We start from the raw sequence: 14311 nt of genomic DNA on the forward strand, positions 1-14311 counted from the left end.
TGAACGCCCACGGCGGCACCAATACGCTGAAGATATTGGATGTGGGCGATGAGCACCGCAGCGACTGAACGATGAAAACTGTATACAAAAAAGGTTTCGACTGTGGTCAGCAGGCGTGAAACATGCGAAGGTCTCGACAGGCAATCCCAGGAGACAATTCATGAATAACGCCTGGCACAAGGAGATGCTGGCCGAGGTCAGGGCCGGCGGTCGCATCAGCGATCAGGATATCGTCGAGAAGGTCAGACGCGCGGTGTTGATGCAGCGTCTACCACCGGATACCAAGCTGCCGGAGGTAACGCTGGGTGAGGTGTTCGGCGTGAGTCGTTCCGTGGTGCGCAAGGCGTTGACGCGTCTGGCTTCGGAGCATGTCGTCGATCAACGGCCCAACCAGGTGGCCCGGGTTCGCGCGCCCAGCATCGAGGAGACTCGCGAGACCTTCGAGGCGCGACGCCTGGTCGAGGGCGAGGTGGCCGCGCAGTTGGCCGGTCGGCTCGATGCCGAGGTCATGGCCACTCTGGAAACCCAGGCCCGTCTGGAAGCCGAGGCCCATGAACGTGGCGACGAGCCGGCACGGATCGAACATTCCCTGACCATCCATCACTTGCTGGCCGAGCATTCGCCCAATCGTGTGCTGGGCGCAATGCTCACCGACCTTGTGCTGCGTACGTCCATCGTCATTGCCCTCTACAAGCGGCCGAGCCTGGCCTCCTGCTATCTGGAGAACGATCATCCACGTCTGCTCGACCGGCTCGGCAAGGGGGATGGTGAGGCCGCCCGTGCCTGTGTCCATGACCATCTCCACAGCCTCGAGGCATTGCTCGATCTGCGCCCCCGCGAGAACAGCATCGACTTGATGTCGATTCTGGGGCGCACTGCTGAAGAATCCTAGATAACCGCGCCGGCCAAGAGCGGGGCCCGCCTGATGGCTGTCAGGCGGGCTCTGCTTGTTTCTCGGCATGAACCCTCTGCGAGAGGTGGGCGACCAGGGCGTCCACATCACGTTCCGCCGCCTCGATGGAGGCTGCCAACAAGGCGCCGCCTTCTTCTTGATGCTCGACGGCAATCCGGTCAATCCGGGTGATGCCGATGAATTCCAGCACCGTGGTCAAGGCGGGCTCCAGGTGGTTCATGTGCGCCATGGGGCCGCCTGGACCGAGACCGGCATCGCCCCGGGACGACAGAATCACCGCATGGCGGGGGCGGTCGGCCAGCAGGGGAATGAACGGATCCTGTGGCTGGCTCGGCTCATAATCCACCGTGCGGCCGAGACGCACCACCTGATCCACCCAGGCTTTCAGCGCCGCCGGCATGCCGAAGTTATAGAGCGGCGCGCCGATGACCAGAATGTCCGCGGCGACCAGTTCGTCGACCAACAGGTCGCTCTCGGCGAGCGTGTCGACCATCCAGGATGACCGTTGCGCCGCCGGTGTAAAAGCGGCCTGAATCCATGGCTGGTCGATGAAGGAGGGAGGATGGCCTCCGATGTCCCGGTAGGTGACGCTATCGTCCGGCTGTCGGGCTTGCCAGTCCGAGACGAATCGGTGTGTCAGCCGACGGCTGATGGAACCGTGTTCGTCGGTACCGGCGATGCCGGGGCGGGCGCTGGCGTCGAGGTGTAGGATGTGAGTCATGGTTACGGCTCCTTAGTGTGAGTCTGTTTCAGGTATCCTTCAGCGGCCAGATCAGCCTAGGACCACGGCATATAGGCAACAAACGATCTTTTCTTGCGTATACGGATGAGTTGAGCTCAGCCATGAGTGCCCGTCGATTACCCTCGCTGTCCTCCTTGAGGGCATTTGAAGCGGCTGCCCGGCACGAGAGCGCCAAGCAGGCAGCACAGGAACTGTCCGTGACCGCCACGGCCATCAGCCACCATATCCGCGGCCTGGAGGATGCGCTGGGCGTGACGCTGTTCGTTCGCAAGCCTCGCCAACTGGTACTTACCCGACAGGGCGACGAGTTGTTCCAGGCCCTGGAGACGGCATTCGACAGCATCGTCGATGCCGTCGAACGCCTCCAGACCGTGCCCGCCCGTCAGGCGGCAACGCTTTCCACCACACCGGCGGTGGCGGTGCGCTGGCTGTTGCCCTGGGTATGCCTGCTGCGCGACTCGCATCCGGACATCGATCTGCGTATCCACGCCTCCCATGATCCCGTCGCGCTGGATGGCGTCACGGCGGACCTGGCGATCCGCTATGGCGATGGGCACTGGCCGGGGCTGGTGGCGGAAAAGCTCTTTGATAACACCTTCGTTCCCGCCTGCAGTCCTCACCTGGGACTGGAGGGCGTGGAGGATTTGCCTGCACATCCGCTGATCCACTTTCGTCCCCAGGGAAGGTCGATAGCGCCGCTGGACTGGGCTGGCTGGCAAAAATGCGCTGGTATACCGGACCTCGATGTCAGCGCCGGACTGGTCTTTTCCGATGAAACCCACGCCATCTCTGCGGCCGTCGGCGGAGAGGGCGTCGCGCTGATGAGCCGTCCCCTGATTGCCGATGAGCTGGCCGAAAGGCGACTAGTGCAACCCTTCGGGCCGGAACTGGAAGGCAAGCCCTTCTACCTGGTGTATCCGGAACGTCGGCGGCATGACCCTGTCATCCTCGCCATTCGCGACTGGGTGATGCAGGTGCCGGGTGGTCTGTGTTCAGCGGGCGGGTAAAGGGCCGGCTGCGGTCGGCGGGGGACGTATCTTCCAGACGGCCTGGTCGTCGACTACATTGATGCTGCCGGATCGTCGCATCCCGGCCATCGTCAGCCATCAAGAGGACCTTCATGAACCCGACCCGTCGCCGACTGCTGCTGGGCATGGCACTCATGCCGTTGTTGACCCTGTGGCGACCCGATGCCCGAGCCTCGGGGCTGCCTACCACCACCTTGACGATTCACAGCGCACAGGGGCCGCACCGGCTGACGGTGGAGCTGGCCCGCAGCGCCGCCGAACGCAACCTCGGGCTGATGGAGCGAGACAGGCTGGCCGAGGATGCCGGCATGCTGTTTCTCTATGATGATGTCCAGCCAGCGGAAAACGGCTTCTGGATGTACCGAACGCGTATTCCGCTGGACATTGCCTTTCTCGATGCCCAGGGCCGCATCAACGACATCCATCGCATGCAGCCCTGCCGCTCCGCTTCCCCGAGTGACTGTCCGGTGACGCGCCCATCGATGCCCTATCACGCTGCCCTGGAAGTCAATGCCGGTTACTTCGACGCCAAGGGGATCGAGGTCGGCGATTGCCTGAGTTGGGCAGGGCAGGTCGGCGTTGGCTGTCGCCGACAGTGACGTCCAGCGTGCATTATTGCCGTCACCTGGAATGAGCCGAGCAGACATGGATTGAGGTCTCTAATTTGAACGACCAATAAAAATAAAATATGATCATCTGGTCATTTTTCGATAACAACACGTGATCGAATTGCCGGGCAATACGGCCGTGCGATTCGAATCACCAGACCAGGAGATATCCATGAGGACGTTCAATCGCAAAGCTCTGCTTGTCGCTGCGCTTTCCGCCGGCATGGTGCCCGTCACCGGTGCTGCTTTCGCTGCCGAAGAAAGCGAAGGCGACGCGCTCTGCGCACAGGCGGCCTATTCCATGGGGCTTCGCTATCAGCAGCGTTCTGCCGAGGTGGCGGCTCTGCAGCGTCAGGGGTATGCGTTGGCCACCCTGCGCCTCGAGCAGGCCATCGCCGACCATGACGAGGATGCCAACCTGGCGATCATCACCGATCTGGACGAGACGGTGCTCGATAACAGCGCCTTGCTGGTTCGCGACATGCAAGCGTGCCATGACTACACCACCTGGGATACCTGGAAGCACTGGGAACGCGAGGGTGAACCGCGGCTGATCCCCGGTGCGGCGGATTTTCTGGAATTCGCCGACGAGCAGGGAGTGGACATCTTCTATGTCTCCGATCGCTACCAGGAGAACGAGGCGGATACCATCGCGAGCCTGGAAGCCCTTGAACTGCCCCAGGTGTCGGAGGACAGCGTCATGCTGCTCGGGCCGCCCAAGGCGGAACGGCGTGCCGAGGTCGTCGAGAATCACACCCTGGTGATGCAGCTCGGCGATTCCCTGCACGATTTCTCCGGCGAGTTCGCCGAGGCGGATCTCGAAGCGCAGCGTCGTCTGGTCGACGACAATGCCGAGCGGTTCGGCGACGACTGGATCGTCTTCCCCAACGCCGGCTATGGTGACTGGAGCGAGGCCGAGCTCAACGCCTGGGAAGCACCGCTCGACACGGAGTGAGCCAACGCAGGGCAAGCCGTCGAGCTCGTCGAGTGGCGGCTTGCGCCTCGAAGCCTTTCTTACCCACGATGACCGCCGTCATCGGCCTGGATCATGGTGCGATGGGGCGAGTTCGGTCCCGGCATCGACGAAACGAAAGCGCACCGAGGTTCTCTTGAGCAGTGCTTAGCCCTCGGGGTTTTCTCGTGCAATTGCTGAAGCACCTGACGTTCACGCAGCCATAGTGGCCTCATTTCCCATGATTGTTCCCCCTCGTTGATGACGACTGACGGGGGATGTTCATGAATGACGAACGCATGGCGGTTGGTCATGTCGGTCTTCCTCGTTTGGGTGTGGTCAGCACGCTGGCGATCGCAAGCACTCGAGGGTTGCAGAGGGGGGGATTTCCCAGGCCAATGTGAGCTTGGGCTCAGGGGGCAAATAAATCGTTGGTCTGTTGGCGACAAGGGCGTCATGGTGCGGAGACCTAAGCGACCAGACGGGCTGCTTCAATGTTGGCAATCCCCGCCAGGGAGGTTTCTCCATGACGCAACCCCATACAGGGACAGGCCGGCGGTTTCTCGGCTCGCCATTCGATGCAGCAGGGCAGCACCTGCTGCATCGAATGGACTACGCGACCGCCCGGACGAGCGAGCCGTTGCATGATGAAAGCGCGACGCGTTGGCAGGTCGGCAGGTGCCCGCCGGATGCCATCGCGTCGGATGATCTCGCGCGATGTGCACGTGGCCCGGAATGTAGTCCGGAGACGCCATGATGACGTCGCCACCCCGCGCGCGTCAGCCGGTCGGGCTGCGGCGTTGGTTGCCGTTTCTCCACTGGCTGCCGCAGCAGACGCCACGCTCACTGCGCATCGATGCCATCGCGGGATTGACCGGTGCCGTACTGGTGTTGCCCCAGGGGGTCGCCTATGCACTGCTGGCCGGTCTTCCTCCGGAATATGGCCTTTATGCGGCCATCGTGCCTGTCATCCTGGCGGCTCTGTTTGGCTCGTCCCGACAGATGGTCAGCGGCCCCGTGGCCGCGTTGTCGATCGCGCTCTTTTCTACCTTGCAGCCTTTTGCCGACGCCGGCACCAGCGAGTTCATCACGCTGGCGATGACGCTGACGTTCCTGGCCGGTGCCTTTCAGTTGCTGTTGGGCCTGGCGCGTCTGGGGGCGCTGGTAGAACTGGTTTCGCACTCGGTGATCACGGGGTTCACGGCGGGAGCCGCGCTGATCATTGCGGCCAGCCAGTTGCCTCATGCACTGGGGCTGACGCATATCGAAAGTGGCAACTTTCTCGCCATCTGGCCGCAGTTGATCGCTCACTTCGAGGCGATACAGCCCATGGCCCTGTTCGTCACCGGGTTTACCGTCATTACCTGCTTGGCGTTCCAGCGTTGGCTGCCGCGTTGGCCGGGCATGATCGTGGCGATCGTGGCGGCCACGTTGCTGGTGGCCTGGCTGGACCCGAGCGGTGACGCCGTCCAGCGCGTCACGACCGTCCAGGCCGGGTTGCCTCCGTTATCGACGCCCGATCTCTCCCTGGACAATCTGCGCTTGCTGACACCAGGCGCCATCGCGCTGGGCCTGCTCGGGCTGGTTCAAGCGGTGGCCATCTCCCGGGCCATCGCGGCCAGTACCGGTCAACGCCTCGACAATAATCAGGAATTCATCGGTCAGGGGCTATCCAATCTGGGCGGGGCCTTCTTTTCCGGTTATGTCTCTTCGGGGTCCCTGACGCGCTCGGGGCTCAATGCCAGCGCGGGGGCTTGTTCGCCCTTGGCCGCTCTGTTCTCGGCGTTGTTTCTGATACCGATTCTGCTGGTGGCGGCTCCGCTGCTGCAGCATGTGCCGATGCCCGCCATCTCGGGCCAGTTGTTGCTGGTCGCCTTCAAGCTGGTCGACCGGAAAAGCATTCGCGAGGCACTGACGCTCAGCCGTTCGGAAGCCACGGTGTTGCTGATCACCTTTTTCAGCACGCTGCTGCTGGCGCTGGAATTCGCGATTTATCTGGGCGTGCTGGCCTCGTTGATCTTGTATCTGCGCCGCACGACTCGGCCGCCGGTGGTGGAAAGTGACCTGTCCCAGGCGCCGTTGACCATCCAGCAAGTCGTGGAAGCGCCGTACTGCGATGTCGTCAGGATCGATGGCTCCCTGTTCTTCGGTGCCTGCGACTCGATAGGGCGCAGGCTGGAGCGTTTCGAACAACCCGATCTGGTGATCCTGGCGGCGGGCATCAACTTCATCGATCTCAGCGGTATCCATCTGCTACAGCGCCAGGCGCGCCGCTGCCATGCCCGGGGCGGCAAGCTGCACCTGGCCTGGACGAAACCCAGTGTCGTCGCCCGCCTGCAGCGCGTGGGGCTGGTCGATGGCGCTCAACAAGGTGGGCCGCTCGTGGCCATTACCTTGTAGGAGACGTTGTCCTGGGGCTTCGCATGACAGGCCTCGAACAACAAGGCCGTGGCGTTTCGACAAGCGCTCTGTCATGGCCATGCGACAACAACGACAACGCTATCATTACAACAAGGAGAGGTATTTTATGGGCTTATCGAATAGACGGGCGTCGTCGGCGGCGCACGACGATAGCGACATGCATACGGATTATGTGGTCGGACAGGACAACATCGAAGGACATCTGGGGCCTATCGGCTTCGACATCCATAACCGGGTCTTCGTCATCTCCGCACTCGCCTCGGTGATCTTCATCGTGCTGACCCTGATGTTCCCGGAACGGGCCGGGGAACTCTTCCAGTCCCTGGTCAGCTTCTCGACGAGCACCCTGGACTGGTACTTCATGCTCCTGGTGGACTTCTTCATCGTGTTCTGCCTGGCGCTGGTCGTGTTGCCCCATGGCAAGGTGAGATTGGGCGGCCCGGATGCCCGGCCGGAACACGGCTACCTGTCATGGTTCGCGTTGCTGTTCACTGCGGGCATCGGGATCGCCTTGCTGTTCTTCAGCGTGCTGGAGCCGGTGTATCACGCCAATGTATCTTCGCCATTGGGCACGCCTTCGCCCTTCGGTGCCGATGGCGCGCTGGATCGGTCGGTGATTTCCGAGGCCACCGCCATGGGACTGGCGGGCACGTTTCTGCATTGGGGGCTGCATGGCTGGGCCGTTTACGCGGTGATGGCGCTTGCATTGGCCATCTTCACCTACAACAAGGGGCTGCCGTTTTCCATTCGCTCGGTCTTCTTTCCGATCCTGGGGGATCGCGTCTGGGGCTGGTGGGGCCACGTGATCGATATCCTGGCGGTGTTTTCCACCCTGTTCGGTCTGGCCACGGCGCTCGGCCTGGGCGCCAAGCAGGCCAATGCGGGGATGAATTTCGTCTTCGGCATGGAGGTCAATACCATGACCCAGGTCATCGTCATCGTCCTTGTCACGGCGGTGGCGCTGGTGTCGGTATGGCGCGGTCTGGAAGGGGGCGTGAAGCGGCTCTCAGAACTCAACATGGGCGCGGCTGTGGTGTTCTTCATCTTCGTGCTGCTGGCCGGTCCGACTCTGGTGGCGCTCAGCGGCATGTGGTCGGGGATGACGCATTATGTGACGGAGTTCATTCCGCTCTCGGCGCCCTTTGGTCGTGACGATGATGCCTATCGCCAGGCCTGGTCGGTCTTTTACTGGGCGTGGTGGGTCAGTTGGGCGCCTTTCGTCGGCATGTTCGTCGCTCGCGTGTCGCGGGGGCGTACCGTGCGTGAATTCGTGCTCTGCGTACTGATCGTGCCCAGCCTGTTCATCTTCATCTGGATGGGCGTGTTCGGCAGTACGGCGCTGGACCAGCTTTATGCCGATCCGGGCGTCAGTCTGGTCAAGGCGTACGTGATCGATAACTACCGGCCCGAACTGGCCCTGTTCGGCATGCTCAATGAGCTGCCGCTGACCGGCTTGATGTCGACGCTGGGGATCATCCTGGCGCTGATCTTCTTCGTGACGTCCTCGGATTCCGGCTCTCTGGTGATCGATACCATCACCGCCGGCGGCAAGATCGATGCACCACGGCCCCAGCGCATGTTCTGGGCCACGGTGGAGGGGCTGATCGCCATCGTGCTGTTGATCGGCGGCGGGCTGTCGGCACTGCAGGCAGGCGTCACCGCGACGGCCATCCCGTTTTCCCTCGTGATGCTGCTGATGTGCTACTCCATCATCAGGGGCCTGAACGGCGAGCTGCGTCGCATGCGCAACGTAAGGTGACGTGATGCCCCTCATGCCGGGTGCGACGTCCGGCAAAGGGGCGTTTAGCATCTCGCACGACGAAAAACGCCCGTACCAGGCTGGTACGGGCGTTGGTGTTGCTTGCCGATTCGGCTCAGGCGAGGTGACGCGTCATCGTCTCACTCGCCGCGGGGGTAGCGCTGGGATTCCTCGACCTCGTTGAGGTCCATGTGGTTGCGCATGTAACGCTCGGAAGCGTCCTGCAACGGCTGATAGTCCCATGGATAGTAGTGGCCATTGCGCAGGGCCTCGTAGACGATCAGGCGTTGCGCCTGGGAGGCGCGCACGTCGGCATCGAAGGCCTTCATGTCCCAGCGCTCGTGCACCTTGGCCTGATATTCGGCCAGTACCTCGGCATAGTCGGGATGCTCCGCCAGATTGTGCTGCTCCAGCGGGTCGGCCTCCATGTCAAACAGCTGGGGCGGGTCGATCTCGCAGTAGTTGAATTTCCACTTGCCCTCGCGGATGGTCACGATCGGCGAATAGCTGGCCTCGGCGGCGTATTCCATGTACACCGGGGCGTCGCGCCTCTCGCCTCGGGTCAGGGGCAGCAGCGACTGGCCATCGGTATAGGGTGCGATCGATGACAGATCGATTCCCACCAGGTCGGCGATGGTAGTGTTGATGTCGATGATCGATACCGGGTCCTCGACGTTGCGCGGTTCGATCCCCGGGGCGGACAGCATCAGCGGCACGCGCGACGAGCCTTCATAGGGGCTCATCTTGAACCAGAGCCCCTTCTCGCCAAGCATGTCGCCGTGGTCGGCGCAGACCACGATGATGGTGTTGTCGAGCATGCGGGTGCGCTCGAGCACGTCCAGGATGCCGCCGATCTTGTCGTCGACATAGGAGATGTTGGCGAAATAGCCCTGGCGGGCGTTGCGTACGTCCTGTGGCTGGATATCGAACTTGGTGTAGTCGTTGGCCTCGAAGATCCGCTGGGAGTGCGGGTCCAGCTCATCGAAGGGCACGGCCCCTTGTTGCGGTTCGAGATGCTCGCAGTCGTTATACAGATCCCAGTACTTGCGACGCGCCACATAAGGATCGTGCGGGTGGGTGAAGCTGACGCACAGCGCCCAGGGCCGCTCGTCATGACCGCGCGACAGGTCGTACAGTTTCTGCTCGGCATGGAAGGCGACCTCGTCGTCGTATTCCATCTGGTTGGAAATCTCGGCGACGCCGGCTCCGGTCACCGAGCCCAGGTTGTGGTACCACCAGTCGATGCGCTCCCCCGGCTTGGTGTAGTCCGGCGTCCAGCCGAAATCGGCCGGATAGACATCGGTCGTCAGGCGGGTCTCGAAGCCGTGGAGCTGGTCGGGGCCGACGAAGTGCATCTTGCCCGACAGACAGGTGGAGTAGCCGGCGCGGCGCAGATGGTGCGCCCAGGTCGGCACGCTGGAGGGAAATTCCGCGGCGTTGTCGTATACCCCGGTACGGCTCGGGAGCTGGCTCGACATGAAGGCAGCCCGCCCCGGTGCGCACAGATAGCTCGGCGTATAGGCCTTGTTGAAGTTGACCGAGCGCTTGGCCAGTTTCTTGAGGTTGGGGGCATGCAGGAAATTGGCGGGACCATTCTCGAACAGTGTACCGTTGAGCTGGTCGGCCATCAGGACCAATACGTTGGGTCGTGTCATGGGAAAACCTCCCGGGCGAGTATTGTTGGTGTCGAAGCTGCGGAAAAGGAGCGTCTTCGATCCCGTACAATGACGCGCCCGAAGGCGGCAGACCAACGATTTATTTGCCCCCTGAGCCCAAACTCACATTGGCCTCCGGGAGCGTTGTGGCAAGGGGGAATTGCGCCAGTCACGGCACGGCGTCGCGTTCGGACAGGAAACGTTCTTCTTGCTCGCGGTAGGAAGACAAGGTCCGAGGAGCCTCATGTCTCGTCGGTGTGGGACGAATCGTTGCTTTCTTCCCTGGGGTCCGGGTGCTCTTCATCCAGCCAGGTGCCGCAGTGCAGACAGTAGCTGGCACGTTTCTCGTGTCGATCGTGTCCGCAGCCTGGGCAGGCTTCGTCGGAATAGCGGTCGGCGCGGATCGAGCGAATCACCTCGGCGGAGAAGACCCCGGTGGGCACGGCGATGATCGAATAGCCGATCAGCATCATCATGACTGAGATCGACTGTCCCAGTGGTGTCACCGGGGCGATGTCGCCGTAGCCGACGGTGGTCAGGGTCACCGCGGCCCAGTAGATGGACGCGGGAATGCTGGTGAAGCCGGCTTCGGCAGGCTCGATCAGATAGACCAGCGAGGCGAAGATGGTGATCAGCATGCAGACGGTGAACAGGAACAGGAATATCTGCCGGGCGCTGCGCTTCAAGGCATCGATCAGCAGGCGCCCTTCGCCGATGAACTCCATCAGGCGCAGTACTCGGAAGATGCGCAGGACGCGCAGCAGGCGCACCACTACCAGCGATTGGGCGCCGGGCAGTACCAAGGCCAGCCAGGTGGGCAGGATGGCCAGCAGGTCGATGACGCCGTAGAAGCTGCGAAGGTACTGCCAGGGGCGCTCCAGGCAGTAGAGGCGTATCGCCAGCTCCAAGGTGAAGAGCAGCGTAAAGCCCCATTCCAGCCAGAAGAACAACGCACCGTAGCGCTCGCGCAGCGGTACGACGCTCTCCAGCATCACCACCAGCACACTGCACAGGATCACCCCGATCAAGGCGATATCGAAGGCCTTGGCCGATGGTGTATCGGATTCGAAGATGAGCTGGAAAATCCGCGTACGCAGGCCTTCCGAGGCGGGCTTGAATTGGCTCACGGTGGGTGTCGTCCTTGTCTCGGCGTTAACGGGATCAGTCGAGGGGGGTGTTCCCGGGCAGCTGGCGTGATAGGGCGAGGGCGCGAACGCCGAAGGCCTCGTTCAGCCAGGCATCATCCTCCAGGGCCCGGGCCAGCCAGTGCGCATCGCCTGCGGGATCATCGCCCAGTGCCGCCAGTTGCCGGAAGGCCGCCTGTGCCTCATGGCGCCAGGCCGGCTCGCCGGTATCGCCCAAGGCATCCAGGGCCACGCCGGCACGATGCAGCCAGGCGGCGGGTGTGCCGCCCTCGGGTAGACGCCATTGCCCGAGCAGCAAGGCTCCGCCCCGGGCGGCCTTGCTGGTGTCCGAGGGACGCAGGGGCACGCTTTCAGCCAGGGTGGCGGCGAGTTGGTGCAGGGCGCCCTCCTTGCCTTCCTTGAGTTCCAGCTCCAGCTCGCGGATCGTCGCCGTGCGTTCGCCGGCACGGATCTCACCGGCATCCAGTGCCACCTCGATGACAGCACCAGCGTCTTCCACCATCCAGGTCTCGCGGGTGAAGTCGGTAGAGAAGCGCGGTACGAGGCGCGAGAGAGTGTCCTGGCCGAGCGCGGCCATGGGGGGAATCTCGGCGAGTCCCTCGAGGTCCAGCCCGGGGCCGGCCACCGGCCATTCCCATTCGCCACGGCTCGAGAGGCCTCCGCTGCCCTCGCCACGGGTTTTCACGGTTTGCAGCAGCCTGGAACCGTCGCGGCGCAGGCGCAGGGCGCTGCGTGCTTCTTCCAGGTCCCCGTCCGGGGTGTCGAAGTAGGTGTTGCCCAATCGACTGACCCGAGAGGGCAGGGAAGCGAGCCGGGGATGGCGCCGTAGGGCGTCCGGCCCCGACTCGCCCAGGGCCAGCTTGAGTTCGATTTCACTTGCCATGGCGTGTTTGCCTTGTGAGGGTAGAATGAAAGATAGATGAATTTTTCATGACGCCGGGATGCCCAATCACTATACTGACGCCGCCATTTTCCAAGTGTTCAGATGCCCATGGTGACATCCAATCCTTTCTCCGCGATGTTTGGCCGCTCGCCATTCCAGCCGTTGCTGGCACACATCGTCAAGGTCAACGATTGCGCGGAACAGTTGCTGCCGTTCTTCGAATCCACGCTCAATGGTGACTGGCAGGAAGCCGGCGTTCACCGCGAGACTATCACGCGTCTCGAACACGAGGCCGACGAGCTCAAGACCGAGCTGCGCCTCAACCTCCCCAATACCATGTTTCTGCCGGTCTCGCGGTCCGATCTGCTGGACCTGATCAGCGTTCAGGACAAGATTGCCAACAAGGTCCGTGACATCACCGGCATCATGCTCGGCCGCAGCATGCAGGTACCGGAAACGCTGGCCGATCCAATGCGCAGCTACATGCAGACCTCCGTGGCTTGCGTGGGGCAGGCGCGCCAGGCGCTGGAAGAGCTCAAGGATCTGCTCGAGTCCGGTTTCGGGCGTAATGTCTCCGATGTCATGCAGAACCTGATTCGCGAGCTCCACACCCTGGAGCAGCAGGCCGACAGCCAGCAGATCTCGATCCGCCGCCAGCTGTTCGCGCTGGAAGACAGCCTGCCGCCGGTGGAGGTGATGTTCCTCTACAAGATCATCGACTGGGTCGGTGAACTGTCCGATCGCGCCGAGCGCGTCGGCAGTCGCCTTCAGATCATGACGGCCAACTGATCGGGAATTCCCGAGAACCATCCGCCACATTCTGACCGCAGAAGGACACCGTCCTATGTCGATCATCGCTCAACATGGCGACATCTTCATCATTCTTGCCTGTCTCTTCGGCCTCTTCATGGCTTGGGGCGTCGGGGCCAATGACGTGGCCAATGCCATGGGGACCTCGGTAGGTTCCAAGGCCATTACCATCAAGCAGGCGATCATCATCGCCGTGATCTTCGAATTCCTCGGCGCCTGGCTGGCCGGTGGCGAGGTCACCAACACCATCCGCAAGGGCATCATCGATCCGACCATGCTCCAGGGCGACCCCCAGTTGCTGGTCTACGGGATGATGGCCGCCCTGCTGGCGGCGGCAACCTGGCTGCTGATCGCCTCGATGCGTGGCTGGCCGGTCTCCACCACCCATTCCATCGTCGGCGCCATCGTCGGTTTCGCCATGGCCGGACTCGGGCTCGACGCCATCGGGTGGACCAAGGTCGGCCAGATAGCCGCCAGCTGGGTCGTCTCGCCGCTGATGTCCGGCTCCATTGCCTTCATGCTGTTCAAGTCCGTCCAGCATCTGATCTTCGAGAGCCGCGATCCCTTCGCTGCCGCCAAGCGCTATGTGCCGATGTATGTCTTCCTGGTCGGCTTCATCGTCGCCATGGTGACCTTCACCAAGGGACTCAAGCACGTCGGCCTCGAGCTCAGCTTCGGTGCCAGCTTCTTGTACTCCATCCTGATGGGCCTGGCCCTGATGGTGCTGGGGGTCGTGAGAGAGCGCCGAGTGGGAGCTGGAAAGCGCCAGGACGATGCCTTCGGCTTCGGTGGCGTGGAGCGTGTCTTCGGTGTGCTGATGCTGTTCACCGCCTGTGCCATGGCATTTGCCCACGGGTCCAATGATGTGGCCAATGCCGTCGGCCCCCTGGCTGCCGTCATCAGCGTCGTGGAGAGTGGTGGTACCGTCGGCGGCGAGGCGTTGGTGCCCTGGTGGGTCCTGATGCTCGGTGGCGGTGGTATCGTCGTTGGCCTGGTGACCTATGGCCACAAGGTTATTGCCACCGTCGGCACCGGCATCACCGAGCTGACACCGAGCCGCGGGTTCGCCGCGACTCTGGCCGCTGCCACCACCGTGGTGCTGGCTTCCGGCACGGGTCTGCCGATCTCCACCACTCACACCCTGGTCGGCGCGGTGCTTGGCGTGGGCCTGGCGCGCGGCATGGCGGCACTCAACCTGCGGGTGATCGGTACCATCGTGATGTCCTGGTTGATCACGCTGCCGGCGGGGGCGGCCCTGGCCATCATGTTCTTCTTCATGTTCAAGGGCATGTTTGGTTAATCCTCCGCCTCGTCGAAGAGCGGCGCCTGTCGCCTGGAAGAGGGAAAAAGCGCTTTGGTCTCCCATGCCCTGAGCTGATGAGGCCATGGCTTCCT

12 protein-coding genes are annotated in these 14311 nt (G+C 62.7%); 8 read left to right on the forward strand and 4 right to left on the reverse strand.

Annotated elements, in window-relative coordinates; translation table 11 throughout:
- Window positions 1-160: 160 nt before the first annotated feature.
- On the forward strand, window positions 161-892 hold the full coding sequence (locus HSDC_RS06260; RefSeq protein ID WP_064699092.1) for a GntR family transcriptional regulator: 732 nt from the start codon (window positions 161-163) through the stop codon (window positions 890-892).
- Window positions 893-932: 40 nt separating this feature from the next.
- On the opposite strand, the gene HSDC_RS06265 is transcribed toward HSDC_RS06260, so the two are convergent.
- Window positions 933-1634, reverse strand: coding sequence for an FMN-dependent NADH-azoreductase (locus HSDC_RS06265; protein ID WP_064699093.1), 702 nt, complete (start codon window positions 1632-1634; stop codon window positions 933-935).
- Between the two features lie 122 nt (window positions 1635-1756).
- On the opposite strand from HSDC_RS06265, the gene HSDC_RS06270 reads away from it, so the two are divergent.
- The 5 genes from HSDC_RS06270 (at window position 1757) to HSDC_RS06290 (ending at window position 8423) form a co-directional block, all read left to right on the forward strand.
- The gene (locus HSDC_RS06270) at window positions 1757-2662 is read left to right on the forward strand and encodes a LysR substrate-binding domain-containing protein (protein ID WP_064699094.1); all 906 of its coding nucleotides are present in this window, start codon (window positions 1757-1759) and stop codon (window positions 2660-2662) included.
- A gap of 113 nt (window positions 2663-2775) precedes the next feature.
- Entirely contained in the window at window positions 2776-3282 is a 507-nt protein-coding gene (locus tag HSDC_RS06275; RefSeq protein WP_064699095.1) for a DUF192 domain-containing protein, read from the forward strand.
- Between the two features lie 181 nt (window positions 3283-3463).
- On the forward strand, window positions 3464-4246 hold the full coding sequence (locus tag HSDC_RS06280; RefSeq protein ID WP_064699096.1) for a 5'-nucleotidase, lipoprotein e(P4) family: 783 nt from the start codon (window positions 3464-3466) through the stop codon (window positions 4244-4246).
- 750 nt (window positions 4247-4996) lie between these two features.
- Window positions 4997-6643, forward strand: a complete 1647-nt coding sequence (locus HSDC_RS06285) for a SulP family inorganic anion transporter (protein ID WP_064699097.1) — start codon at window positions 4997-4999, stop codon at window positions 6641-6643.
- 178 nt (window positions 6644-6821) lie between these two features.
- A complete protein-coding gene (locus tag HSDC_RS06290; RefSeq protein ID WP_082919966.1) occupies window positions 6822-8423 on the forward strand; it encodes a BCCT family transporter in 1602 nt (533 codons plus the stop codon).
- 140 nt (window positions 8424-8563) lie between these two features.
- Here HSDC_RS06290 and betC read toward each other — a convergent pair whose 3' ends face one another.
- From betC to HSDC_RS06305, 3 genes are all read right to left on the reverse strand, one after another.
- Window positions 8564-10078: a choline-sulfatase gene (betC, locus tag HSDC_RS06295; RefSeq protein WP_064699099.1), complete on the reverse strand. Its 1515-nt coding sequence runs from the start codon at window positions 10076-10078 to the stop codon at window positions 8564-8566.
- Window positions 10079-10320: 242 nt separating this feature from the next.
- Complete coding sequence (locus HSDC_RS06300) at window positions 10321-11205, reverse strand: ion transporter (protein ID WP_064699100.1); 885 nt, start codon at window positions 11203-11205, stop codon at window positions 10321-10323.
- 34 nt (window positions 11206-11239) lie between these two features.
- Complete coding sequence (locus HSDC_RS06305) at window positions 11240-12106, reverse strand: CYTH domain-containing protein (protein ID WP_064699101.1); 867 nt, start codon at window positions 12104-12106, stop codon at window positions 11240-11242.
- Window positions 12107-12214: 108 nt separating this feature from the next.
- On the opposite strand from HSDC_RS06305, the gene HSDC_RS06310 reads away from it, so the two are divergent.
- A complete protein-coding gene (locus HSDC_RS06310; RefSeq protein ID WP_064699352.1) occupies window positions 12215-12895 on the forward strand; it encodes a TIGR00153 family protein in 681 nt (226 codons plus the stop codon).
- 55 nt (window positions 12896-12950) lie between these two features.
- Complete coding sequence (locus HSDC_RS06315) at window positions 12951-14216, forward strand: inorganic phosphate transporter (protein ID WP_064699102.1); 1266 nt, start codon at window positions 12951-12953, stop codon at window positions 14214-14216.
- Window positions 14217-14311 lie beyond the last annotated feature (95 nt).

This window comes from Halomonas caseinilytica (genome assembly GCF_001662285.1).
Classification (GTDB): domain Bacteria; phylum Pseudomonadota; class Gammaproteobacteria; order Pseudomonadales; family Halomonadaceae; genus Halomonas; species Halomonas caseinilytica.

What these genes read in the sequence shown, in the direction of transcription:
- HSDC_RS06260 (WP_064699092.1), top strand. Translation starts at nt 161, where the DNA reads ATGAATAACGCCTGGCACAAGGAGATGCTGGCCGAGGTCAGGGCCGGC.
- HSDC_RS06265 (WP_064699093.1), bottom strand. Translation starts at nt 1,634, where the DNA reads ATGACTCACATCCTACACCTCGACGCCAGCGCCCGCCCCGGCATCGCC.
- HSDC_RS06270 (WP_064699094.1), top strand. Translation starts at nt 1,757, where the DNA reads ATGAGTGCCCGTCGATTACCCTCGCTGTCCTCCTTGAGGGCATTTGAA.
- HSDC_RS06275 (WP_064699095.1), top strand. Translation starts at nt 2,776, where the DNA reads ATGAACCCGACCCGTCGCCGACTGCTGCTGGGCATGGCACTCATGCCG.
- HSDC_RS06280 (WP_064699096.1), top strand. Translation starts at nt 3,464, where the DNA reads ATGAGGACGTTCAATCGCAAAGCTCTGCTTGTCGCTGCGCTTTCCGCC.
- HSDC_RS06285 (WP_064699097.1), top strand. Translation starts at nt 4,997, where the DNA reads ATGATGACGTCGCCACCCCGCGCGCGTCAGCCGGTCGGGCTGCGGCGT.
- HSDC_RS06290 (WP_082919966.1), top strand. Translation starts at nt 6,822, where the DNA reads ATGCATACGGATTATGTGGTCGGACAGGACAACATCGAAGGACATCTG.
- betC (WP_064699099.1), bottom strand. Translation starts at nt 10,078, where the DNA reads ATGACACGACCCAACGTATTGGTCCTGATGGCCGACCAGCTCAACGGT.
- HSDC_RS06305 (WP_064699101.1), bottom strand. Translation starts at nt 12,106, where the DNA reads ATGGCAAGTGAAATCGAACTCAAGCTGGCCCTGGGCGAGTCGGGGCCG.
- HSDC_RS06310 (WP_064699352.1), top strand. Translation starts at nt 12,215, where the DNA reads ATGGTGACATCCAATCCTTTCTCCGCGATGTTTGGCCGCTCGCCATTC.
- HSDC_RS06315 (WP_064699102.1), top strand. Translation starts at nt 12,951, where the DNA reads ATGTCGATCATCGCTCAACATGGCGACATCTTCATCATTCTTGCCTGT.